Origin of the sequence: Hahella sp. CCB-MM4, from assembly GCF_002260525.1 — a bacterium.
Lineage (GTDB): Bacteria > Pseudomonadota > Gammaproteobacteria > Pseudomonadales > Oleiphilaceae > Hahella.
In genome coordinates, this window is record NZ_MRYI01000001.1 from 690,799 (window position 1) to 714,938 (window position 24,140).

A 24,140-nucleotide genomic window follows, 5' to 3' on the forward strand; every position below is an offset into this window, starting at 1 on the left:
CGGGAGAGGCCTCATGAGTACAGTATTGGAACAGCCGGCAAACCTCAAAGCAGCTTGGTCCGAGCTGCGTAAGGAACAACCCCGGCTAAGAATCCGCAACGCCGCCAGACAACTGGGAGTATGCGAACTTGAGTTGTTGTTGACCGGCCTGGAACACCAGATAACACCACTGAAAGCAGATTTTGGTGACATGCTGATTGCCCTGCAATCCGTCGGACGGGTGATGGCTCTGACCCGTAACGATCAGGTGGTTCACGAACGTCACGGGGTCTATACCGATTTTAAGGTTTCAGGTAACGGCGCCATGGGTCTGTGTTTGGGCGAGATCGATCTGCGTACCTTTTTCAAGCACTGGCGAGTGGCGGTTGCAGTAAAGGACAAGCCTAAGAAAAATGGCGATGACAGCGGATGCCGCCACAGCATCCAGTTTTTCGACGGTGAAGGTGAAGCCATTCACAAAGTCTACGCCACAGATAATACCGACATGGACGCCTGGCAGAACTGGATTGAGCAATTTCGCGCGCAGAATGCACCGAAATTCTCTCCTGAATCCAAAGTACCGCCGACCTACCCGGGTGCCGGACAGGTCACCACAGAACAGCTTCGTACCCCGTGGTCATCTCTTAAAGATGTGCATCACTTTAACGCGATGCTCAACAAGCTTGGTATCGATCGCCTGGAAGCTCTGACGCTGGTGGGTGATGACTATGCCCTGAAAGTACCGGTACACACTGTCGAGGAGGCAATAAGCCAAGCCGCGGAACAACAACTGTCGATCATGGTATTTGTCGGTAACGGCGGTATTGTTCAAATTCATACCGGATCAGTTCACCGGCTGTTGCGGAAGGGTCCCTGGTTCAATGTTCTCGATCCTGATTTCAACCTTCACCTGAATACGGAGGAGATAGACAGTTGCTGGATTGTCCGCCGCCCCACTGCCGATGGTGTCGTATCATCATTGGAGTGTTTCAATGAAGACCGCGAGCTGATACTGACCCTCTTTGGTGAACGCAAACCGGGACAAGAAGAACTTGCGTCCTGGAGGAGCCTGCTCGCATCCCTCGATGTAACGGGCTCGGAGCGTGCTTCATGTTAAACAAGCACCACAGCTTAAGGCTCCTGCTATGGACACTTTTCATGCTGCCTGTCTCTCAGGCAGTCCATGCGGAGGCTTCAGAATCCGGCAGGCCGTTCGCCGATTCTCCCGACCGGATCATATCCATCGGCGGAGCCATCACTGAAACCATATATGCCCTGGGTCTGGAGGAAAAACTGATCGCCAGCGATACCACCAGCTATTTTCCCGAGGCAGCGGAAATGCTTCCCAAAGTTGGTTATCAGAGGGCGTTGTCGGCAGAAGGGATCCTTTCTCTCAACCCCAGGATAATCATTGCCACTGAAGAAGCAGGACCTCGCTCGGTTATCGAGCAGGTCCGCACGGCAGGGGTTGAGTGGATCACCCTTTCCTCCCCCCAATCGTTAACCGATGTTTACCGGAATATCGAACAGTTGGGTACTTTGTTGGGGGCAGCTTCAAGGGCAAGCCAGTTGGTCGAAGACATCCAGAAACAGGAACTCGTTTTACAGCAACATATCAAAGAGCAGGGAAACTCCACACGCATTCTGTTTGTGCTGCAACATACCGGCGGAGCCCCCATGATCGCGGGTTCAAACACAGCGGCTGATCATATTATCGAACTGGCAGGGGCAGAAAATGCACTGACAGGTGTAGAAGGTTACAAGCCAATGACCCCAGAATCCGTTGTGCAGGCAAGGCCGGACCTGATTCTGACAACCGTCCTGGGCCTTCAGCAAGTGGGTGGTGTGGACTCAATGCTGAAAGTTCCCGGACTGGCACTGACACCCGCCGGACAGCAAAAAAGAGTGGTCGCCATGGACAGCTTGTTATTGCTGGGGTTCGGTCCAAGAACCGTCACTGCAGCTGAACAACTCCGACAACACTGGATACGCTGATGTCCACGACAGTCCTGTCCCGATTTAACCCCTACCAGGTTTGGATGATTCTGCTTACATTACTGCTGATCACCTTTGTGGCTGCCATCGCCCAGGGGGCTTATTCCGTTTCCTGGGGGCAGTTGCTGTCCTGGAGCTTTTTGGAAGATTGGACATCACCGAGTCAGGACGGTTTGATTTTGTGGCACATCCGAGTACCCAGGGTGCTCCTGGCAGCCTTGGTCGGCGCTGGTCTGGCAATGAGCGGGGCAGCTCTGCAGGGCCTGTTTCGAAACCCACTGGCAGATCCTGGCTTGATCGGTATTTCAGGCGGCGCGGCTCTTGCCGTGGGTATCACGATCGTATTCTTGCCGTGGAGTACGGGATATTTCGGTCTGTACGCCCTCAGTCTATCCGCATTTGTGGGAGGAATAACGACCTGCGTGGTCATATTCAAGGTCGGCAGGATCGGGGCAACGACCAGCGTCGGGCATTTAATCCTGGCTGGCGTGGCCATCAATGCTTTGGCCATGGCCGGTGTAGGATTGATGACTTTTCTCAGCAACGACCAGCAGATGCGCACCCTGAATTTCTGGATGCTGGGCAGCTTCGGCGGGGCGTTGTGGCCTGCGGTGCTGGTGGTTGCCACCATTTCCATACCGGCCGGCATCCTGCTCTGGCGCCAGTCTGAAGCCCTCAATCGATTGTTATTGGGAGAGAATGAAGCCCGATTTCTGGGAACCGATACGGAAGTGCTGAAAACCAGAGTCATCATACTATCCGCTCTGCTGGTCGGTGCCGCCGTGGCAGTCTCCGGCATCATCGGATTTGTCGGCCTGGTGGTTCCCCACCTGATCAGGCTCCTGTGGCGGGCGGATCATCGCATGTTGATACCGGCATCGGCCCTATTGGGAGCCAGCCTCATGGTACTGGCAGATACTCTTGCCAGGACCTTGGTTATTCCTTCGGAAATGCCGGTAGGAATCGTCACCAGCCTCGTCGGCGGGCCTTTTTTCCTCTGGCTGTTAATGCAACCTCATTCAGGGATGAAATATGATTGAAGCACTAAACATCAGCGTACTCCGGAGCAGACAACGTCTGCTCCACCATGTGGATTTCTCAGTCAACCCCGGTGAAATCGTCATGTTGCTTGGCCCCAACGGGGCCGGAAAAACCACCCTGTTGAGATCTCTGTCCGGTCAGATAGTGCCTGATCAGGGGGAAATCCTGGTCAACGGGCAGCCCATTCAGCTCATTCCCCTGTCACAACTCAGCCTGCGCCGTGCCGTGGTGTCGCAATCCGTTCATATGAGCTTTCCATTTTCAACACTGGAAGTGGTCCTGATGGGCATTCAGCTGCAAAACCAGAGCAGAAAGTCCACCATGTCCATGAAAGACCAGCGCATCCTGGCGACCAAAGCCTTAATCGATATGCAGGTGGAGCATCTGTCCGATCGTATGTTCCTTGAGCTGTCCGGAGGTGAGCAGCAGCGGGTTCACATCGCCAGGGCTCTGGTTCAGCTCTGGACCGGTTGCCAGGAGGAATCTCAATTTCTGTTCCTGGATGAACCCACTTCGGCACTGGATTTAAAGTATCAGGTCTATGTTCTCCGCTATTTGCGGGAGCTTGCGTCGGCGGGCATCGGTATCTGCTGCGTCATTCATGACTTGCAACTGGCAGCCCTGTACAGCGACCGGCTGGTGATCATGAAACATGGAAGCATTGCCGCCGAAGGCCCTTCCGAGCAATTGATCAACGCATCACTGCTAAAAGATATTTACGAGGTGAGCAGCCATATTCTGCAACACCCTGTTACCCATAAGCCTCTTGCGGTTGTGGGCGACTAAAACGTTGCCGCAATGGCCGTTACTATGGAGTAATGGTCGGTACTATGGAGAAATGGCCGATACTATGGAGAAATGGGCGGGTCTCGTCCTGAGAGGCACCTTATTCCCTTCATCAAGCGTACATTTCTTATACCACCCCCTTTTCTTGTCGGACAAAGAAGATGATAATGCCCCCCTTTTACACGGGAGGCCCGATATGACAACAGAAGCTGAATTGAATGCGCGCTGCAACGGCCAATGCGAACTATGCGGCTCTGACCAGTCTCTGGGTGTTTATAGCCTTACAGCGTCTGGCGATCGCACGGACATTGAAATCATGATCTGCGGCGTCTGTAACGACCAGGTTTCCAGCGGAGAACTGGATACCAACCACTGGCATTGCCTCACCAGCAGCATGTGGAGCGAAGTACCGGCGGTCCAGGTAATGGCCTATCGCCTGCTTAAGCAGCTCAGCTCAGAGCCCTGGGCTCAGGATCTACTGGATATGCTTTATCTGGAAGATGACATGAAGGCATGGGCTGAAGCCGGTATTCAGTCTGAATCTGAAGACCAAATTGTGCACAAAGACTGTCACGGAAACATTCTACAGGCTGGCGACAGTGTCACCATCGTCAAAGATCTGGATGTAAAAGGGACCAGCTTTGTGGCCAAACGGGGCACCGTGGTCAAGGGAATCTCCCTGACTGACAACCCTGAACATATTGAAGGCCGCGTCAACGGTACACGGATTGTTATCCTGACCCAATACGTGAAGAAGTCCTGACCCAATACGTGAAGAAATCCTGATAGCTTTCCAACGTTATTCCCCAATGTAAGGGGCGGCAGATTCATCCCGCTGCCCCTTTTCTGCTGTCTGTTCCAGTTTATTTCTCTGTTCAGGATCCTGACAGGCACCAGCCCAAGTATTCCCCGTCCGCATTTTTCACTGTCTATACTGATAAAAATGGATTTGCTCAGCAGGCAATGGCCTCTCTGTCCATATTCCTTCCATATTTGTGTGGTGCAATAAGAAAAAACAAATGAATTGAAAGGGCATCATGAAGACTTCTATTTCAAGCGGATTATTGATCATCGCAGCCACCTTCCCCACGGTCGCCAGCTCACATGGCGGAGAACATGTGGATATCACGGATGCGATATTTACTGATCGAGTTGCCCGTTGTGACCACTATGTCGGCAGTTACTATGCCAATGTCACAGATATTAAACGCGCCAAAGACTTCACCGGTGACATTGTCATCACATCAGACAGCCGTTTTTGCTATGTCCGCTCCAATGACATCCCCAATCACGACTTCAATGATCATAGCGCCCATTTCGCCACCAATGTCAGCGAGCAAAATCTCTCGTTCCGATTCCCGATTAATCCAACGCCGGCCTACAAGCCGTCCCCCTTGGCTTTGGGCACATCAGAAGCCGTTTTGCTGAACGGTGTGGTGATCGATCTATTGGCTGCTGCATGTTATGACACAGGCCGAGAGCCCCTGGGCCGGGAAAAGATAGGCTGTGATCATCGGTCTGCCGATCACCCATGGCGATATGACCCCATGTCACCGTTAAATGATTTTGGGACAGACGAACATAACGCCCATACTCAGCCAAATGGAAAGTATCACTATCATGGGAACCCTCTGGCCATGTTCAGAACCCATTGTGAAAATACTGATGCAGCCTCTCCCGTTATCGGCTATGCAGCAGACGGATATCCGATTTATGGTAGCTGCATCAAGGACTCTGCAACCGGAGAGATTCGCGAAGCCCAGCCCAGCTACAAGCTTAAAAATAACGGTGGCCCACGCCAGGCAGTCAGTGGTTACAGCACGCCAAGAGCGGGCATCGGCAACATCGCCACAAACAACTACGACGGACAGTTTCGTGGCGACTATGAATATGTGGCCGGTACGGGAGACCTGGACGAATGTAATGGAATGACCGTTGATGGACAATACGGCTACTACATCACCAATAGCTTTCCCTGGGTCAATAATTGCTTCCGGGGGAAAGTGGATTCATCTTTCCAGGGAAGAGAACAACAACGCATGCATGGTCACCCGCCTGGCGGCGGACGTCCCGAAGGTGGCCCTGATGGACAAAGACCAGGACATCCACCACCTCTGTATCCATAGCTTCGTCTCTATATACAGCTTCGCCGACATACACAGTTAGGCCTCTATGCGTAGCTTTGATTGCCTCACCGCCGAATAGCAATCTATTAGCTGTAATACTCTATTATCTCGGCTCCACCATGCCGGTCCTGGACAAAGCCTGATGGAACGACGTTCCTCAGGTTCTCTTCCCTTTGTTTCCCGAAAATGAAGAAGACTGTGCAACCGCGCTCCCCCTGCTTACATCTTTAGCCCTTCAGATCTTTAGCCCTTCACATCTTTAGCTCCTCAAATCGCTAGAACTCCACACAATGAAATGCTTCACACAATCAATCAGTTAAACAAGTCGTTGGCTTTTTCTCACCTTCGCCATCGATGCTAGTGGCAATCCTCTTAATTGCTGATTGATGGACAATCTACAATCTTGGTGATAGGATCGATTCAACTGACGCTGTCACACCAGCTGCCAGAAGGACTGAAAGGCAACCCTTGAAGTCCACTACCCACTAAAACAAAAAGAGGTATATACGATGGGTGTTCGTACTGACTGGCCGACCTTTAGCGCCACTTTAGTGGTCTTACTCGGTATCTGTGTTCCCCTCCTGGTCATGCAAGAGCAGGCCAATGACTTTATCAATGCTGCCTTTGGGGTTATGACCTCGCAGTTCGGAATTCTCTATCTTTGGGGTGGCATTGCCGCCGTCGGGTTACTGTTGTGGCTTGCGATGAGCCGATTCGGACAGGTAAAGCTGGGAAGCCCTGATGATGCTCCCGAATTCTCCGCATTCAGTTGGGCGGGAATGCTATTTTGTGCGGGTATCGGATCAGGCATTTTATATTGGGGCACCATTGAATGGGCCTACTATTTACAAGCCCCCCCAATGGGGATAACTCCCAATTCCGACATGGCCGCAGAATGGGCAGCCACTTATGGAATGTTTCACTGGGGTATCACGGCCTGGGCATTTTATGGCGTACCGGCGATCCCCCTGGCCTATCTCTACCATGTAAGGAAACAGCCGGAACTGAAACTCAGTGCTGCCTGCGAAGGCGTGTTGGGTAAGTACGTACACGGACCATTGGGCAAGGTTATCGACATCCTTTTCATGTTCGGCTTGCTGGGCGGTGTTGGCACCAGCCTTGGATTGGGCACCCCGATGGTAGCTGCCGGGTTTAGTGAATTTTTTGGAATCGAGAACTCTTTTGGCCTGAGCATTTTCGTCATGTTGCTGTGTACGGCGATATTTGCCATCAGCGCTTATTCAGGACTGAAAAAAGGCATCAAAGTCCTCAGTGACATTAATGTCTGGCTGGCCATTGCCCTGCTCGTCTTCATTGTCATTGCCGGTCCAACCCTGTTTATTCTTAAAACGACCACCAACAGCATCGGCCTCATGTTCCAGAACTTTATTCACATGAACTTCTGGACCGATCCCGTCACCAATTCAGGCTTTCCTGAAGGTTGGACCATTTTCTATTGGGCATGGTGGATTGCCTATGGTCCGTTTATGGGCTTGTTTGTCGCCAAAATTTCCCGCGGCCGGACGATCAGGCAAGTGGTTACCGGAATGCTGGTTTTCGGCAGCATCGGATGCTGGGCCTACTTTGGAGCACTGGGTAACTATGCCATGCACCTGGAATTGAACGACATCTTGTCTGTCACCACATTGCTCAATGAGCAGGATGCCCCAACGGCGATTATCGCGGTGATCAACTCCCTCCCCTTGTCCTCAATTGTGCTGCCGTTATTCTGTATTCTGGCGCTGATTTTCCTGGCCACCCAGTTCGACTCTGCCGCCTACACCATGGCTGCCGTTGCAACTGTCGAACTCAAGGAAGATGAGCATCCCGCCCGCTGGCAACGGTTGTTCTGGGCCTTTGCTCTGGCAGCACTACCACTAAGCCTGATGTTTGTCGGCGGCCTCAAAGCCCTTCAAACCGCGGCAATTACCCTGGCACTTCCCCAGTTGTTTATCACCGCATTCATGGCAATTTCCCTGGTGCGCTGGTTACGTCAGGACGAAAAAAGTGGCGTGCCCGTCTATCACCCTTCTCGACTTAATGAAGAGAGTGATTCCAACGCAGAACCTGCCGTCGTTGCCAGCCTGTAAATATCGTTTCGCCGGAAGCATCCATCAATGATTCCGGCGAACAACTTTCCGACAATTTCATATGGACCAAAATAATGAAAGATCTAGTGATAGAAAGCGCTGAGCTGTTTGTCGTCGGTCCGGATGTCACCCGATACCGGTTGGCCGCTGATATGAGTGAAGTCTATGAGACACTGACGCTACTGAAGATTACCACCCAGTGCGGCCTGGAAGGTGTTGCCGGTATCACGACCTACTCCGAGCACTGTTTTGATGAAGCAGTAGGGGCGGCGCTGAAATCATTATTACCAGAGCTCACAGGGCAGAATCCCTGGAACTCGGATGTGATCTGGCAACAGATGATGAGCCGCTACAACAGTATGACGCCGAAGCCTCAATCCGTCATAGACATTGCTCTGTGGGACCTGAAAGCAAAGTCCGTGAATCTTCCGCTATACCGTCTGCTTGGCGGAAGCAGAAGCCGCATCGCTTCCTACGCCAGTACCCCGCTGCTGGATAGCCCTGCCGACTATGTGGACTTTGTGCGCCAATTACAGAGGGAGGGTTTCAACACCGTCAAATTCCATGTTTGGTGCGACCTTGAAAAAGACCTCGCATTGCTTGATGCCATTGACCGGGAGTTTGGCATGGAGCTGGCGTTTATGGTTGATCTGGAAGAACGCTACTGTCGGCGGGAAGCCCGGGCAATCGCTAAACGGTTGGAGAGCATGAACTGCATCTGGCTTGAGGCGCCACTACCGGATACGGATCTGAGCGGCTACGCAGAACTACGCCGGGGAACGACAGTGCCAATACTGCCCGCAGGAAATACGTTGTTGACCCCGGGGCAAATGCAGCCGGGTATCGAGCTGAACGCCTGGGATGCTCTGCGTACGGATGTCACCTATGCAGGTGGATTCACTGCCGCACGGACTATTGCCTCATTGGCACATGCCCACGGATTACCGTTAGAACTGCAATCCTGGGGTTACACACCCACCCAGGCCGCCAACCTCCATTTGATGCTTTCCATACCGAACGCCATGTACTTCGAACAGCCAGTGCCTTATACAAGTCATGAGTCCTGTTGCTCGACTCCGATTCGCACTGATAACGGATTTGTTCACGCACCTTCCAAACCGGGACTGGGAATAGAAATAGACTGGAAGCAAGTACAAAAGCATACGCTATGGCAATATCAGATCGGTGGCTAGTGGCTAGTGGCTAGTGAATGGTGAGCGGTGAGCGGTGAGCGGTGAGCGGTGAGCGGTGAGCGGTGAGCGGTGAGCGGTGAGCGGTGAGCGGTGAGCGGCGAACGATGAACGGTGAATGGTGGATAGAGAATGAAAATCACCGATATTGAGGTTATTGAACTCCGGGTACCTGACAAGCGCAAGCTGGATCTCGATCCGACTAATAACGGCTGTCTTATACGGCTTCATACCGATGCAGGTATCAGTGGTATTGCTGAAGTCGACAGTCTGCCGTCAGTCATTAAAGCCATTGTGGAAGCACCACCTCGCATCAACACCTTAATGGGATTGAAATCCATCCTGGTTGGTGAAGATCCCACCAATATCAGTCGCCTTTGGCAGAAAATGTATCACCACACCAGCTACTGTGGTCAGCGTGGTGTGGTGATGCACGCCATTAGTGGAGTCGACATCGCACTGTGGGATCTCCTCGGCAAATTGGAAGGCAAACCCGTGGCCGAGCTACTTGGAGTCCCGATACACAATCGCCTTCCCGCTTATACCACGGTATACCCTTTAGGAAGGTCAGTTGGGGAGTTACAGGAAGCTCTGGAGAAGGCACTACGTTATCCGGTCAAAGCACTAAAACTGGCGATCGATCCTTTCTGGCGGGATGAACCCGCACTGGCAGAAAAGCTATTGCTTACCGCACGAGAATACGTGGGAGACAAGCTTGAACTGATGCTGGATGCGACCGCAAGCTTTTCCCATTGCGGACAACTTGAGCCACTAATACCGGTACTACGTCACTGCCGCGTTCAATGGCTGGAAGCACCTTTTCCTCTTGATCGGATTGAGCAATTCATCGAAATAAAGTCATCCGGAATTCCGATTGGCGCTGGAGATACCGGATTGACCGCACCAGATGAATGGCTTCCCTATTTCAGGGAAGCCAAAATTGATATCGCGCAACCGGATATCAGTTGGGTGGGAGGCTTCACTGCTCTGAAAGAAATTGCTGCCATGGCAGAGGAATCGGGAAGTCGTCTCATTCCCCATGGCTGGAATACCGACCTTACTCTAGCCGCCAATTTGCATTTTCTGGCCATCCAACCCCAAGCCGAATACGCTGAATTCTCGACATCCTCCTCCCCACTTCGTTGGCAACTAGCGGAAAATGGACCGCAGATCGATAATGACGGTATGATTTCAGTTCCAACAGGTCCGGGACTGGGAATAGTAGTTAACGAAGAAACTATACGGCGGTTTAGAATTTGAATTAGCATCTGCTAATGAGAAAAGCTCTGTGAAGATAGTGGAGCTACTCCTCCGTAACGCCTTTCAGCTCTTCAAAGCCCGTAATATTTTTAATGGCTTCTGCTTCCGCCTGCGTTCCATCACCTGCGCAGATTGCAGCCACCAACGCCTCATGAGTACGCCCGACCTGGTGAGGATCAAAGGTACGATTTGCCGCCGCAATGTAGCTTAAGAATTGATTTTCAATCATTCGATATTGCTGGGCCAGGCGCTTGTGATTGGACAACGAAATAATCGTCTTATGTAAGTCCAGATCCGCCCGTGTGATGGCATTAAGGTCGTCTCCCTCACAAAGCTCCAGCAACTCTTGATAGGAAGCCTTTAACTCTGCGGTACCCTCCTGGGTAATTCTTTCAGCCGCCAGCCGAGCTGCCAGACCTTCCAGTGTTGCCCTCAGAGTGTACAACTCCCATAAATCCTGATCATCCATCTCCGCCACAGACCAGCCCGCATAGGGAACCTGAGTGACCAAGCCTTCCGCACCAAGTTGATGCAACACGATCCGGATAGTCCCCCGAGACAGGCCATATTCCTTGGCCAATGTCATTTCGACCAAGCGCATACCGGGTGTTAGTTCACCATTGATTATGGCCTCACGGATCAAATCCGCGGCTTGGTCTTCAAGGCTTCGTTTACTGATGAGTTCTGATTTTTTCACGCGGAGGTAACACCTGGAAAATTGTAGATTGGCCAACAATCGTACCAAAATGCAAAGAGCTTGAACACTTTGGATACCGACATGGGAATGCTGGTGAGTGATTAGCTCAATCCCTTTTCAGCATCCCTATGTCGTCGTCAGGCGTTATGGCTCTGAGATAGCTTTCCTTACACACGGAACTGCCCCACCTGATCCTGCAGGCTCTGACTGTCACCAGCCACGATCTGAGCGGTCTCGGTGTTCTGCTCCGCCAGTGAAGCAGCATCAGTGGCGGCTTCCGCTATGGTATGGATCTGTTGGTTGATATCTTCGGCTACACTGTTTTGCTCTGTGGCGGCTGTCGCGATCATCTGATTATGCTCGGAGATCTTCTCGATCGCCTCGACCACCGAGAGCAGTACGGCATTGGCTTCTTCACTGAGAGTCACCGCTTCGGCGCTGGCCTGTTTGCCTTCCCCGAAGAGTTTGACAGCTGCCTGGGATTCCTGGGTCAGCCTGGCAATCTTCTCCTTGATTTCCTCAGTACTGGCCGCCGTCCTCGAAGCCAGACCACGCACTTCATCGGCGACAACCGCAAAACCACGCCCCTGCTCACCGGCTCTGGCGGCTTCGATTGCCGCATTTAAAGCCAGCAGATTGGTTTGTTCGGCGATACCGCTGATAACATCGAGAATACCGCCGATTTCACCCACGCTGCTTTCCAGGGAATTGATCTGAGCATTGGCCTGATCCAACTTGTCAGCCAGTAGTTTCACTTTATTGGAGGATTGCTCCAGGGTGGAAGATGCCGAGCGAATTTGGGTGGTTGCCTCTACACTGGCCTCGGCTGCGTGTTCAGCATTTTCGGAGACATTCGCCGCCGTCGCGGTCAGTTCGTTAACTGCTGTCGCTACCAGCTCCGTAGACTCTCTCTGGCTTCCAATGGCCTGATTAACCAGGTTGGCCCGCTCAGAGGATTCCGTCGTTGCATTAGTGATGCTCTCTGAAGTCTCTGCAATCATCCTCACCAACTGTTGCAGTGAATCCAGGAAGGTATTGAACTGGCTTGCAAGCCGGGTGAGTTCATCCTTGCCCGATACTTTCACTCTTTGCGTCAGGTCACCGCCGCCGGCAGCAATCTGTTCTATGGATGCCGTGATCACGGAAAGCGGTTTGGTGATGGAGTGAGTCAGCACCAACCCCAAGCCAATAACCACAATACCAATCACCGCGACCACAGTGAGCGTGGACGCGAGGCTGGTCGTGACCTGCTCATCGGAAAAGGCTGCCAGTTCCTCGATTGCCTGATGCATCGCATCCAGATCAACACTGGTGCCCAGCACCATGTCCCACTGTTCCAACCAGATACTGTAATACAACCGCTGGGAGGTTCCTCCATCATCCAAGGCAAATCGAGCTTCAGAATATCCATCACCACTCTTGGCCGCGTTGATCAGGTTCTGCACCCAGGCATTACCCTCTCCGTCTTTGGCCGATATAAATGACTGCCCTACACCTTCCAGATCCGTTCCTTTAAATATACGGGAGCCGTCTGATTTATATGCGAAAAGATGATTGCCATCCTGATAGGTGATTTTCTTTAACTGTTCGATGGCCAACTGCTGTCCTATTTTGGACTTGCCCATGGCGCCTTCGTAGTTTTCCTTAATCTGCGAATAAACCAGCTGCAGGACTGTTTTCAGCTCTCCGCGCTTGGCTTCCATCACCGAGGTCGATAATTTCTCTGTGGTGGCAGAGGATAATGAATCCATCTGAATCCCATTAACCACAGTCAGGCAAACTGAAATTACCAGGATGGGGAGAATGGCCAGTAACAGTAATTTATGGCGAATAGTCAAATACATACTACGCTCCCGAGCTTACAGCTATTTCTTTTTTCTACATATCATATCAATAGAAGTATTGATCCCAATCGGACATCTGTACAGTCAAAGGCCGGCTTCTCATTCACATTCACCACTTCCGGATAAGCGGTTTAAGAGTGCCGACAAAAAACCTTCCTGATATTTGGTTCTCTATCACAAGGTTTATCGTTAGAATCATCAGGGTACCGTCTCCAAATCACCTGTTAGGTTCAGAACCCACCGTTAACAGGTCGTTGCTACATACTCTGGATGTATCGCTGTCAGAGAAGGAAAACTCTTTCGCCTTATAACAAGCATAGGGTCAGCGATATGAGCATTTACATCATCAGCAATCGTTCCGTTCAGCTAAAGAACAAAAAAGAGCGCTTCAACTCCAACGGTAAAGAAAAAGCCTCTCCCACATTCCGGGTGGCAGAGTATTTCCCGGACCGTAAGGATTACGAGATTTTCCCCGATCGGGCTGCCAGCGATTACAGCGATCTGGCAGCCAACAAGAAAAACGCTGACCTTACCGGGACCGGAAAGCTTTTCTTCGAACTTTTCAAACAGCTTTCCAGCACAACTCAACGCTCAGATGTCCTGGTGTTCATTCATGGCTTCAACTACGACCTCGAAGCCAATCTCGAGCACATAGAGCAGTTGAAGAAAAAATACCTGGATCGTGCCAGTTGTACGGTCGATCACCTGGTTTACGTCTCCTGGCCTTCCCTCGGGCGGCTGTGGAAATATACCGACGACCAGCCCGACGCTATTGATACGGGCGCCATTTTGGGCAGAGCCTTCCGCAAGGTTCACCAGTTCTATGCGGACATGTTTGACAGCGGTGATCACGACCCCTGCCGCCAGCGTATCCACCTCGCCGCACACTCCATGGGGAACCAGGTATTACACCACTTTGCTGCCCAGTTGGGAGAAACACCCTACCCACTGTTCAGCGAGATTCTGCTGCTGAATGCCGACTGCGATCATGATCTGTTCGAGCCCGGCAAAGCCTTCAGCCATCTGCACAAACTGTGCGAACGCGTACATATCTACATCAACCAGGAAGACGATGCGCTGCTGGTCTCCCAGGGAACCAAGAACAAAAAGCAGCGTATGGGACGCAAAGGCCCCACCAACATCAATCATCTTGCCCCCAACGTGCTGATCATGGACACCACCGGGGCCGGTCAGCGGGATGATGTGGCACTCAAGGAACGCATCGGTGACCATTGGGGTTACCTGGAGCGTAAACCTGTACGTGAGGACATCATTCAGGTTCTGGCCGGTATTGATGAAGACGATATTCCCAAGCGAAAAGTATGGGACGCAAATCCAAAGTACTTTTATCTGCCCTAGTCTTTATCAGTGTCTGGCATATATTCATACCAAGAGCCTGCCAGCACAGGCCCCGATATTTATGGGTCAGCACCTAAGGGTCTGACCCCGATCCATGCTAAACTTTTCATGCCCATGCTCATTCCCGGCACAACGCACAGGAGAGAGACCATGCTCAAAGCCAGCATCAGCAAAGTAGATTCTCTGATCAAAAACGCCGTCTCGAAAGGGGTGTTTCCAACCGAGGATGCGGCAGCCGAAGCGCTTCACGAGTGGCTCCTGTACCACGAAAAGCACACCGGCAAGTACGCAGTACGTCGGGAGGATGCCACATCAGATCCCGCTGACAGCCTTGCCGACACAGAGTTTCAACTCGATATCATGCGTAACCTGGACGCCTGATCAGCAAACCTCACCCAGCTGTCGCAGCCGCTGCTTGAGAGCTTCGTTTTCCTCTTCGAGCTTGACGATGCGGGCTTTCAATGTATCGATTTCCGCCCGGCTGGCACCCAGTTTTTCAGCATCGACACTCTCGGTCATAACCGGCTCGATATCACTCGAAAACAAATGCGCGTAGCGCGATTCCCGTTTCCCCGGCTCTCTGGGCAGGATGGTCACTAACGGCCCTTTCGAATGTTCTTCCAGCTCTTTCAGTGTGGCTTCTATCTCATCCACTCGGGTAAAAGGATGCATGCGACTGGCCCTGGAGCGCAATTCACCCGGCGTCTGCGGGCCCCGCAAAAGAAGCTCACAGACCACGGCAACTTGTGCCGGGGAAAGTTTCAACTCCCCAAATTCGCTGTTACAGAACCGGTGAGCATATTTCTCTACCCGGCTTTTGTAACTGTCACCTCTCACCAGCCCTCTTTTTTTCAGATCCTCCACCGTCTCATTCACAGTCTGCTCAGACAACTCCAACACAGGATGACGATTGCTCTTCTGGTTGCAGGCGTTAGTCAATGCGTTCAACGACAATGGATACTGGTCCGGCGTGGTAATTTCCTTCTCCATCAGCACACCAATCACCCGGGTGTCATAGAGCGAAAGATCTTTCTTCAACTGGTTACTCCTTTCAGTCTTTTTACTGTATTAAGTTGTAAAACTGTGCTCAGTTCTCAGTACTGTTAAGAGTATATGCCATATCCGGTAGAAGAAGGTTTTACATTTACCTGTATTACAAATACCTGAAAGTGCCCTGGAATCACTTAATTTATCGCGTAGGAGCCGTACCGCATTCTTTTCGCCAGAATGACCATGGCTTTTCGGTCATTCATTTCCGGCGAGTGAAGGAAATCATGGAGAGCGCTATAGAACTCCTCCTGCACCCTGGCTGTCGTGGCCATGCCATGGGCGATACTCGGCAAGAGAGCCCCGTTCTGTTCAGCGATATGAAATTCTTTGCGGCTCAGGCGGGCGCAGTCGTCAAACTTGCTTAAATCCACATCCATGCGAGCGGGAATCGAGCCTTTCTTGAGGTTGAATACTTCCTGGAATTCCTGACTCATGATGGCGTTGGCCAGATCCTGCTGAGCAGCTTGATCTGCTTTATTGCCCAGCTTGAACATGGCCAGGGTGTCGACGTTATACAGAAATTGATTGTGCGTTCCCGGCATTGCAGCGCAGATAAAATCCCTGCCCGCTTTAAGACCCGCCTTTTCGAATTCCCCTTTTGCCCAGTCTCCCATGAACTGGAATGCCGCCTCGCCCTTGATCACCGCATCGGTTGCCATATTCCAGTCCTGACTGGGCAGATCGGTTTTAAAATAAGGCTGAACTCTTCTGAACTGGGCAAATACCTTGGTCATGGTATCGCTCTTGATAACCGGGTATTCGTTTTCCACAAACGCCTTGCGATAGAACTCCGGTCCGCCCACAGCCAGTGCGATGGATTCAAATACCGTGGCATCCTGCCAGGCCTGATCACCATGGGCGACAACGGCATAACCGTGGGCCTGGATTTTTTTCGCCGTCTGCTCGAATTCGTCCCATGTGGTCGGAACCTTGGCCCCCACTTCATCCAGGATTTTCTTATTGATCCACATCCAGTTAGTCCGATGAATATTCACCGGCGTTGAGACGTACTGACCATGAAACCGGGTCACTTCCGCAATCAGAGAAGGTAGTTTGTCATCCCATTTCTGGCGCTGGGCCAGTTGATCCAGATCCTGTAAAAATCCCAGACGGGCCCAACGCTGGATGTCTGGACCTTTTATCATCGCCGACGTCGGCGGATCTCCCTGAACTACCCGCTGCCGAAGTTCCGCATTGGCACTCTCGCCACCCCCTCCGACAACAACAAAATCTTTCCAGACATGCCCCTGTTTCTTCATCATGGATTTGAGCACGTTCAGGGCCTCGGCCTCGCCCCCGGAAGTCCAGTAGTGCAATACTTCGAGTTCTCCTGCCGACACCAGCCACGGCTGCCAGGCAAGTAACAGAGTCACGACAAACTTGTTCATGCAGATACTCCTCAACTGAACCACACCGATGTGTGACTGAGTAGCAATGTTCTTATTGTTGTATATCCGGAGACGACGAACCCCAATCGTAGTAGTCCCAGGCCTCTCAATTCTTCTAGGATGTTCAACAAAAGGTCCGGGATGTTCAGGTAATTGAGCTTAAAGTAAGGTCAGATATATCCCGGTTTTCGGATCTCACCGACTGCTATTCCCTGTGGATATAAAAAAGAAATAATTGTTCATTTTTGTTGCAGTCCTCTATACAGATAATCCTTTTGGTCTATCCTGCTAGGTGTTAAAGGAACCATTGGAAGGCCATTTCAATCGGACAGTCTGTCACTTGAAATGGAACACGCCTCGGATACTGGAAGAGGGATGACTATGTTCAGGAAAAGTATCGCCATTAGATTAAGTATTGCCGTCTGTCTTGCTATTACTCTCATTCTTTCTGTCAGCGGCTGGATTGTTACCCGGAATATTGGTGAGCAGGTTCTCAGAATGTCAGATTCTGAAATGGACAATCTGCTCGCATCTTCGTCTGTTACCATCAATGCCTATAACGACCAACTGGAAACCACAGCAGCACACCTGTCGGGAGTCTTCGGCGAAGCGTTCCCTGGGGAGTTTATCCTGGACAGCAGCCGCACACAGGAGGTCATGGGACAAACGGTTCCCGTACTGACCAACGATGGCTCGGACATTGCCGGAGACTATTCGACCGTGGACCGCTTCGCGGAAATCACCGGCGGTAATGCCACCATTTTCGTCAAACGCGGCGATGATTTTGTTCGTGTTATCACTTCTGTGAAAAAGGAAGATGGATCACGGGCTGTCGGTACCCTGCTAAGCCACAATTCCCCGGCCTACGTGCAAAATATCAAAGGGCAACCTTTCACCGGGAAAGTCACTTTATTCGGCCGTCAGTTCGTCACCAATTACACCCCCATCAAAGACAAAATGGGACAGATTATCGGCATCCGATATATCGGGATCAGCTTCAGTCAGTCGCTTGAGAGACTGATGACCGGACTCTCAAATCTGGCGATTGGTGATAACGGGTTCATGTTTATTGTCGACGCCAAAGAAGGCCCTGATCAAGGTAAGTTCCTGCTCCATCCCACCGCTGGTGGCGTTAACCTGATTGAAAACCAGGAAGGGCAGTTCATTCGCGACATGCTGCAACAAAAGTCCGGTGAATTGATCAATCTATGGAAGGGTGCCAGGCAACAGAGTGCAGTCCCTTGGGAAACGCATTATATCCAGATTCCAGAATTAAACTGGGTGTTGGGTGTCACCCAACCAGAAGAGGATTCTCATTACGCAGCCACTTGGCTGGGGCAACAGATGTTGTTGAAAACGGTGGTGACAATCATTGTCGTTACCCTGGTATTGTGGCTGGCAGTCAGGGTGATGGTGGGCAAGCCGCTTGCCAATGCCGTTAGTGCACTGGAAACAATCGCGGAAGGGGATTACTCCCAACATATTGAAGTCCGCGGTCAGGATGAGACAGGCAAACTGCTTGATGCCCTGAAGCGTATGCAACAACAAGTCCGAACAATCCTCAGGGATTTAGCCACGACTGCTCAGGAACTTGGCAGTGCCGCCCGCGCAATGTCGGATGCCAGCAACGAGGTGGCCAAAGGCTCTGCCGAACAGAGCGAAGCTGCCACTCAGATAGCCTCTACGGTGGAAGAACTAACAGTGAGTGTGGACAGTCTGGCTAAAAACGCCCAGGAAGCCAGGGAGCTTTCCGAATCCTCATTCCAGATATCAGAACATGGTGCGAGCATTATCGAACAGGCCAGCTCAGGCATGCTGACAATTTCCGATACCGTGCGCTCCGCGTCGGAAAATATCAGCGAACTGGGCCAACTATCAGACCGCATATCCGGCATTCTGGAAGTCATCGCGGGTATTGCCGAACAGACCAATCTGTTGGCATTGAATGCCGCCATTGAAGCCGCCCGCGCCGGAGAGCAGGGTCGAGGCTTTGCGGTGGTTGCCGATGAAGTTCGTGGCCTCGCGGGAAGAACCACCGAGTCGGCCAGTGAAATCACCACAACCATTGGAGATATTCAGCAAGGCACCCGTGCCGTTGTCGCTGTCATGACCAAAGGCGTGGAACAGGTAAACGAGGGCGCTGATCTGGCCACAAAAGCAGGCGAATCCATCGAAGAAATCCGCTCAAGCTCACACCGGGTCATGGAAATGTTCATGGAAATCTCCATGATGCTCAACGAGCAATCCCAGGCCAGCACCAACGTGGCAGAAAACGTCGAACGCATCGCCACCATGACCGAAACCAACAGCCATGCAGTACAGGAAGTGGCAACTGCTGCAGAGCAGCTTGAGACGATGGCGAGTTCGTTGAATCAGGCGCTGGGGCGGTTTCGGGTTTAGGGGCTGAATTAGTAGTTCCTAAGAAATTGTATTGAATAGTCGGTGGGTGAGACTGCCGGCTTTTTTGCGGGAGTGGGTCGGCTTACCACCAGCGAGCAGAAGGGGTTAAAGAAAGGTGGGGTTGGGTGTACAGTTTGTGTCATGTCGACTGTCAACCCAGATCTGACAAGTACTCTATAACAGCGGATTACGGAATGCCTACAATGGATGTCTACTACAAGTACCTGCTAGTACGGCGCCGTCTTATTCTCAGGAGGAGAATGTGAGGCTTCACAGGTTAAAAATAGAAGGGTTGAGAAGGCTTCAATCTGTAGCAGTCGAATTCGGCGATGCCAGTTTTTGTATTGGTCCGAATAATGCCGGGAAAAGTTCTGTTTTGATTGCTATAGAGTATCTACTATCAGCAAATAAACGCATCCCTGAGGCTGACTATTACTCGGAAGTCGATGAGGATACCGGCGAAGTAAAGGTTGTTGCGGACTGTATTACACTTGAAGCCGAATTTCGGAATGTACCGATAGAATCAAATAACTGGCGCGGATTCCAGGGAAGGACTTTTCGGTACCAGCATCCCGAAGAGTTGGGTGAAACGGGAATCTCCATTCACTACCGAAAAAGTTTTCCTTTAGGTAGAGATGTCATTGTAGAACTGAAGTCAAAACAACGATCATTGGCTGCACAATTCACTAAATGTAAGAGTCCTCAAGATTTCATTGATGCGGGTGCAAATGAAGAGGTATTTAAAGAGCTATTTACTGATTTAGACAAGGGAATTCCTGCAAAAGAAAAGATTAAGCTAGAAGCCGTTGATGATCTTTGGGAGTTGGGGCAGGAGGATGAGTGGTTTCAAAATCCGGGCGGGATACCAGGCAACGTTTTAAGTCGTTTGCCTAGGTTTCTTAAAATTCCCGCTGAAGCAGCATCTTATGAAATAGATGATCCCAAGAAAGGAGTATTAGGAAAGACGCTAAGCGAACTATTCGAGGACGTTCGCGATGAATCAGATAATTATAAAGCTGCTCAGAAGCATCTTGATGAACTAACTAAGGAGCTTGATCCTAAGGACGAAAATTCAGAATTTGGAAAAATGATGACTGAACTCAACAAAGTTCTTTCAAGCGTCTTTCCAGATTCAGCGCTACATGCAACCGCAGACCTTAGTGATCCCCAAAAGGCTCTCGTACCTTCATTCGAAATTGCTATGTCTAGCAATATACAAACACCTGTAAGTCATCAAGGTACTGGGATGGTGCGATCAGCTGTCTTTGGCATGCTTCGCTTCCGGCAACACTGGTTATCACAGCGCGAGGATAACTCGGATAGAAGTCTGATCATTGGCTTCGAAGAGCCAGAAATTTATCTCCATCCCAGTGCGGCTAACCAAATGCGAGACACTATTTACGAGCTTTCCGGGAAACAATCACAAATTGTTGCTACTACCCATTCTCCGTATCTAATTGATCTATCACGTAAGCCTAGACAGGTCTTGAACAGGTTTCGCTGCGATGGCGGGCATACAGAAAGTATGGCCTTTAACGTATCCGATGAATTTATCGCATTGAGTGAAAACGACAAAGCATATGTAAAAATGCTGCTTCGTGTTGATGATTATGTTGCAAGAGCATTTTTCACAAAGACTGTAGTTTTAGTGGAAGGAGACACTGAAGACATAGTACTAAAGGAAGCATTTAAAAGACTTCCTGTTGAAGTAAGGGCTAAACTTCAGTCAGATTTTGAAGTTATCAAGGCTAGAGGAAAAGCATCAATCATTGGCATAGCAAAGTATTTTCATGCGCTGTCGATTAGTTTTATGGTTATGCATGATCGAGACGCAGCAGTGGCTAATGCTGAAAAGTTTAATCTGCCTATTCAAGGAGCTGTAGGTAACGCTGATAAAATTGTCATCCTTGAAGAATGTATTGAAGATTTGCTTGGCTATAAAACACCAGCCTCAGAGAAGCCTTTCTTGGCATATCAATGCGCAAGCTCATGGGGTAATGATTGGAAAGACGTTCCTGTAAAACTACGAACCGTCATGGAAAAGCTCTTTAGTGGTTATGTTGAGGCTTAAATCTAAAAGCGCATTATTAGGAACTCCTTCAACAAAACTCGACCTATTTCTGTGTTCCTAATTAGCTATATTATTTGAAGCATCGCTTTGGCGTTGCTTCAAATAGGGAATGAAATATTGTTAAAGAAGGACATTATTGCATGGCAAAATAAAGTTCCGCTTGAGTTTGAATATCAGGAAAGGAGAAGGCTATGGAAAGGGTACAAGTGGTATCTAGCAATATCGCATCTATTGGGTATGATCCTGATACCGAAACACTGGAAATTGAGTTTTTAGATGGAAGCGTTTACCAATATTACAATGTTCCCAACTATGAGCATGATGGATTAATGTCAGCAAACTCCCATGGTGGTTATTTAGCCGCAAATATCAAAGGCACATACAGTTATAGTAGGGTTTAAATGACCCTATCTTAAAGGGTAAAGTAAACATGCATGAAATTATCTGTCCACATTGCAAAAAGGCATTCAAAGTTGACGAAGCCGGATATGCAGACATATTGAAGCAGGTTCGCAATGGTGAATTTGAAAAGGAGTTACATGAGCGGCTTGAGTTGGCCGAAAAAGACAAACTAAAAGAAGTCGAGCTTGCCAAAAGCAATATCAGAAACGATATGCAGGAAGCTGCAGCTGCCAAAGATGCCGAAATTAAAGAATTAAAAGCAAAATTAGATGCTGGTGAGGTTACACGGCAACTGGCTGTGGCAGAAGCTCTAAGGGCGATAGAAAAAGAGCGCGATATACTTGCCAATGAACTGGTTAAGGTGAAGAACGATAACCAAGCGGCTTTGAAGCTAGCCGAAGAGAAGCTTAGTGCTAGTGAAGTAGCAAAAAAACTCGCTATTACTGAAGCGCTTAACAAAATTGAAAAAGAACGTGATGAGCTGAAGAACGGGCTTAAGCAAGCAGAGCTAGAAAAACAACTTGCCGAAAAATCGCTTAAAGACAAGTACGAAACGCAAATCAAAGACCGAGACGACACAATTGAACGTCTCCGAGATATGAAAGCCCGCCTTTCAACCAAAATGGTTGGTGAAACTCTAGAGCAGCATTGTGAAACAGAGTTTAATAGGATTCGCGCAACTGCCTTTCCAAATGCGTATTTCGAAAAAGATAATGATGCACGTACTGGTAGCAAAGGTGACTTCATTTTTCGTGACTCAGACAATACGGGTACTGAGATAGTTTCAATTATGTTTGAAATGAAAAACGAAAGTGACACTACTGCAACCAGGAAAAAAAATGAGGATTTCTTAAAAGAATTAGATAAAGATCGTACTGAAAAGGGATGCGAGTATGCAGTATTAGTTTCACTGCTAGAACCTGAAAACGAGCTATATAATACTGGGATTGTCGATGTATTCCATCGCTATCCAAAGATGTATGTTATTCGGCCGCAGTTTTTCATTCCAATTATTACATTACTGCGCAACGCAGCAGTGAAATCGTTAGAATATAAAGTAGAACTTGCGCTTGTTAAATCACAGAATATCGACATAACAAATTTCGAAAACGATCTTGATAAATTCAAGACGGCATTCGGGAAGAACTATGATCTTGCTTCTCGAAAATTTCAAACGGCAATCGATGAAATTGATAAGTCGATCGACCACTTGCAGAAAACGAAAGAAGCTCTACTCGGAACTGATCGAAACCTTCGCCTTGCGAACGATAAAGCTCAGGATGTAACGATCAAGAAACTGACACGTAAAAACCCCACGATGGCAGCAAAATTTTCAGAGCTAGAAAATAAAGCTTCCTCCGAGTCCGAATAAAGGGTTGATTCAATTAATTTTTTAGAGATTAAGAAAAAGCAAAGAAATACAGTCCCTAAGAACTCTTCGAGGTCCGGCCTTGAATTTCACATTCTACCGTGCCGTGACCCTGAGAATAATTCGTTGGCTGGACAAGATTACATAGGTAATCAGAATAAGGAATAGCCACGATTCACTCACCACAATAAATTTAATGGGGGCTCCGAATCTCTCACCCCTCCTCCATTGCCTGGAAACCCGATGGGCGGACACATAGGTCCGCCCCTACATATATCATTATCAGGTTAGCGAAAAAATCGAGACAAATTTATTTCCTACAATTACCCGCTGTGAGCTGAGCGCACCGTCCTTTCTGCCTTTGAGGTCACTCTCAGGAAGCATCATTGAATTATTTTGCCAGTGGTTGAAACCACCGGCTTTCTCAAAGATCTTCACTCAGGATGTGTAATACTGGATCAACTTTATCGAACAATTTTTCGTAGTGATCTGGATATGCCTCCCTATGCCTGCATTCACATTGAAAGAGTATGAAATAGCTTTCATCTGAAACTTCAATGTAGTCCGGCTCACAGGTTCGTAAAATTTTCAGCAACCTGTAGATCAGCTCTTCGTTATAGTCGCTATTTCCTGCAATTTTACGGACCAGATACTTTTCTTTCAGATTCCCCGGAAGCACTATATCTTTTGACCTCTGTCTTTCTTCAACACCGGAATAAGAACGTTTGATCTCGATATTTAATTTGGTATTCCCATTTTTTTCACAAAAGACTCCTACGCCTGAGCCAAATAGAAATACGTGAACTCCTATATTTCTATCTTCCACTCGAATGACAGGGTCACAAGTTATAAACCCGGAAGTTGGGAAGAAAACAAGTTTCTGCTTAAATCTATCCCATATCTTCCCTTTTTCATCTTTAGATAGCGCTTGGCCATTCAGGGAATTCTCAGCAGATTGCAAAACACTCTTCAATCTCACCCTCAAAGTAGTAGCTACGTAAACGAACACGCAGAACAGGACAACAAACAAAGCTAAAAAAAGAAAGGTAAACAATCCGATTCCTTATCTCTCCAATACATAGCTGTCAGCCTA

General features: G+C 49.7%; 20 protein-coding genes. 15 read left to right on the forward strand and 5 right to left on the reverse strand.

The features are described 5' to 3' along the window. The first annotated feature begins 13 nt into the window (after window positions 1-13). From BTA51_RS03065 to BTA51_RS03105, 9 genes are all read left to right on the forward strand, one after another. Window positions 14-1,096, forward strand: coding sequence for a hemin-degrading factor (locus tag BTA51_RS03065; protein WP_094705909.1), 1,083 nt, complete (start codon window positions 14-16; stop codon window positions 1,094-1,096). Continuing rightward, window positions 1,090-1,974: a hemin ABC transporter substrate-binding protein gene (locus BTA51_RS03070; protein WP_094705910.1), complete on the forward strand. Its 885-nt coding sequence runs from the start codon at window positions 1,090-1,092 to the stop codon at window positions 1,972-1,974. The genes BTA51_RS03065 and BTA51_RS03070 overlap by 7 nt, the downstream gene beginning before the upstream one ends. Then, window positions 1,974-3,014 carry an iron ABC transporter permease gene (locus BTA51_RS03075; protein ID WP_094705911.1) on the forward strand — a complete coding sequence of 347 codons (1,041 nt, stop codon included), beginning with the start codon at window positions 1,974-1,976 and terminating at the stop codon, window positions 3,012-3,014. Before BTA51_RS03070 ends, BTA51_RS03075 begins: the two co-directional genes overlap by 1 nt. Continuing rightward, complete coding sequence (locus BTA51_RS03080; RefSeq protein WP_094705912.1) at window positions 3,007-3,801, forward strand: heme ABC transporter ATP-binding protein; 795 nt, start codon at window positions 3,007-3,009, stop codon at window positions 3,799-3,801. Before BTA51_RS03075 ends, BTA51_RS03080 begins: the two co-directional genes overlap by 8 nt. A gap of 196 nt (window positions 3,802-3,997) precedes the next feature. Beyond that, window positions 3,998-4,564 carry an alkylphosphonate utilization protein gene (locus BTA51_RS03085; RefSeq protein WP_094705913.1) on the forward strand — a complete coding sequence of 189 codons (567 nt, stop codon included), beginning with the start codon at window positions 3,998-4,000 and terminating at the stop codon, window positions 4,562-4,564. A 274-nt stretch (window positions 4,565-4,838) separates the two neighbouring features. Beyond that, window positions 4,839-5,927 carry a YHYH protein gene (locus BTA51_RS03090; RefSeq protein WP_094705914.1) on the forward strand — a complete coding sequence of 363 codons (1,089 nt, stop codon included), beginning with the start codon at window positions 4,839-4,841 and terminating at the stop codon, window positions 5,925-5,927. A gap of 509 nt (window positions 5,928-6,436) precedes the next feature. Further along, the gene (locus BTA51_RS03095) at window positions 6,437-8,017 is read left to right on the forward strand and encodes a BCCT family transporter (protein ID WP_094705915.1); all 1,581 of its coding nucleotides are present in this window, start codon (window positions 6,437-6,439) and stop codon (window positions 8,015-8,017) included. A 74-nt stretch (window positions 8,018-8,091) separates the two neighbouring features. Beyond that, complete coding sequence (locus BTA51_RS03100; RefSeq protein ID WP_094705916.1) at window positions 8,092-9,210, forward strand: mandelate racemase/muconate lactonizing enzyme family protein; 1,119 nt, start codon at window positions 8,092-8,094, stop codon at window positions 9,208-9,210. A 129-nt stretch (window positions 9,211-9,339) separates the two neighbouring features. Next, the gene (locus tag BTA51_RS03105) at window positions 9,340-10,467 is read left to right on the forward strand and encodes a mandelate racemase/muconate lactonizing enzyme family protein (RefSeq protein ID WP_094705917.1); all 1,128 of its coding nucleotides are present in this window, start codon (window positions 9,340-9,342) and stop codon (window positions 10,465-10,467) included. A gap of 43 nt (window positions 10,468-10,510) precedes the next feature. Here BTA51_RS03105 and BTA51_RS03110 read toward each other — a convergent pair whose 3' ends face one another. After that, window positions 10,511-11,164, reverse strand: coding sequence for a GntR family transcriptional regulator (locus BTA51_RS03110; protein WP_141215518.1), 654 nt, complete (start codon window positions 11,162-11,164; stop codon window positions 10,511-10,513). Window positions 11,165-11,331: 167 nt separating this feature from the next. Then, entirely contained in the window at window positions 11,332-13,008 is a 1,677-nt protein-coding gene (locus BTA51_RS03115) for a methyl-accepting chemotaxis protein (protein WP_094705919.1), read from the reverse strand. 330 nt (window positions 13,009-13,338) lie between these two features. On the opposite strand from BTA51_RS03115, the gene BTA51_RS03120 reads away from it, so the two are divergent. Both BTA51_RS03120 and BTA51_RS03125 read left to right on the forward strand, forming a co-directional pair. Beyond that, window positions 13,339-14,367: an alpha/beta hydrolase gene (locus tag BTA51_RS03120; RefSeq protein WP_168188029.1), complete on the forward strand. Its 1,029-nt coding sequence runs from the start codon at window positions 13,339-13,341 to the stop codon at window positions 14,365-14,367. Window positions 14,368-14,517: 150 nt separating this feature from the next. Continuing rightward, on the forward strand, window positions 14,518-14,748 hold the full coding sequence (locus tag BTA51_RS03125) for a hypothetical protein (protein ID WP_094705921.1): 231 nt from the start codon (window positions 14,518-14,520) through the stop codon (window positions 14,746-14,748). On the opposite strand, the gene BTA51_RS03130 is transcribed toward BTA51_RS03125, so the two are convergent. Together BTA51_RS03130 and BTA51_RS03135 are read right to left on the reverse strand one after the other, a co-directional pair. Continuing rightward, window positions 14,749-15,405 (reverse strand): YceH family protein, encoded by a 657-nt coding sequence (locus tag BTA51_RS03130; RefSeq protein ID WP_094705922.1) that lies wholly within the window; start codon window positions 15,403-15,405, stop codon window positions 14,749-14,751. A 146-nt stretch (window positions 15,406-15,551) separates the two neighbouring features. Next, a complete protein-coding gene (locus BTA51_RS03135) occupies window positions 15,552-16,805 on the reverse strand; it encodes an ABC transporter substrate-binding protein (protein WP_094705923.1) in 1,254 nt (417 codons plus the stop codon). 381 nt (window positions 16,806-17,186) lie between these two features. Here BTA51_RS03135 and BTA51_RS03140 point away from each other — a divergent pair, with 381 nt between their 5' ends. The 4 genes from BTA51_RS03140 (at window position 17,187) to BTA51_RS03155 (ending at window position 23,050) form a co-directional block, all read left to right on the forward strand. Beyond that, window positions 17,187-19,205 carry a methyl-accepting chemotaxis protein gene (locus BTA51_RS03140; RefSeq protein WP_094706052.1) on the forward strand — a complete coding sequence of 673 codons (2,019 nt, stop codon included), beginning with the start codon at window positions 17,187-17,189 and terminating at the stop codon, window positions 19,203-19,205. Window positions 19,206-19,467: 262 nt separating this feature from the next. Further along, window positions 19,468-21,276, forward strand: a complete 1,809-nt coding sequence (locus BTA51_RS03145) for an AAA family ATPase (RefSeq protein ID WP_094705924.1) — start codon at window positions 19,468-19,470, stop codon at window positions 21,274-21,276. A 191-nt stretch (window positions 21,277-21,467) separates the two neighbouring features. Next, complete coding sequence (locus BTA51_RS03150; protein ID WP_094705925.1) at window positions 21,468-21,677, forward strand: KTSC domain-containing protein; 210 nt, start codon at window positions 21,468-21,470, stop codon at window positions 21,675-21,677. 29 nt (window positions 21,678-21,706) lie between these two features. Then, complete coding sequence (locus BTA51_RS03155; RefSeq protein ID WP_094705926.1) at window positions 21,707-23,050, forward strand: DUF2130 domain-containing protein; 1,344 nt, start codon at window positions 21,707-21,709, stop codon at window positions 23,048-23,050. A gap of 421 nt (window positions 23,051-23,471) precedes the next feature. On the opposite strand, the gene BTA51_RS03160 is transcribed toward BTA51_RS03155, so the two are convergent. After that, on the reverse strand, window positions 23,472-24,101 hold the full coding sequence (locus BTA51_RS03160; RefSeq protein WP_094705927.1) for a hypothetical protein: 630 nt from the start codon (window positions 24,099-24,101) through the stop codon (window positions 23,472-23,474). Between the last annotated feature and the right edge of the window lie 39 nt (window positions 24,102-24,140).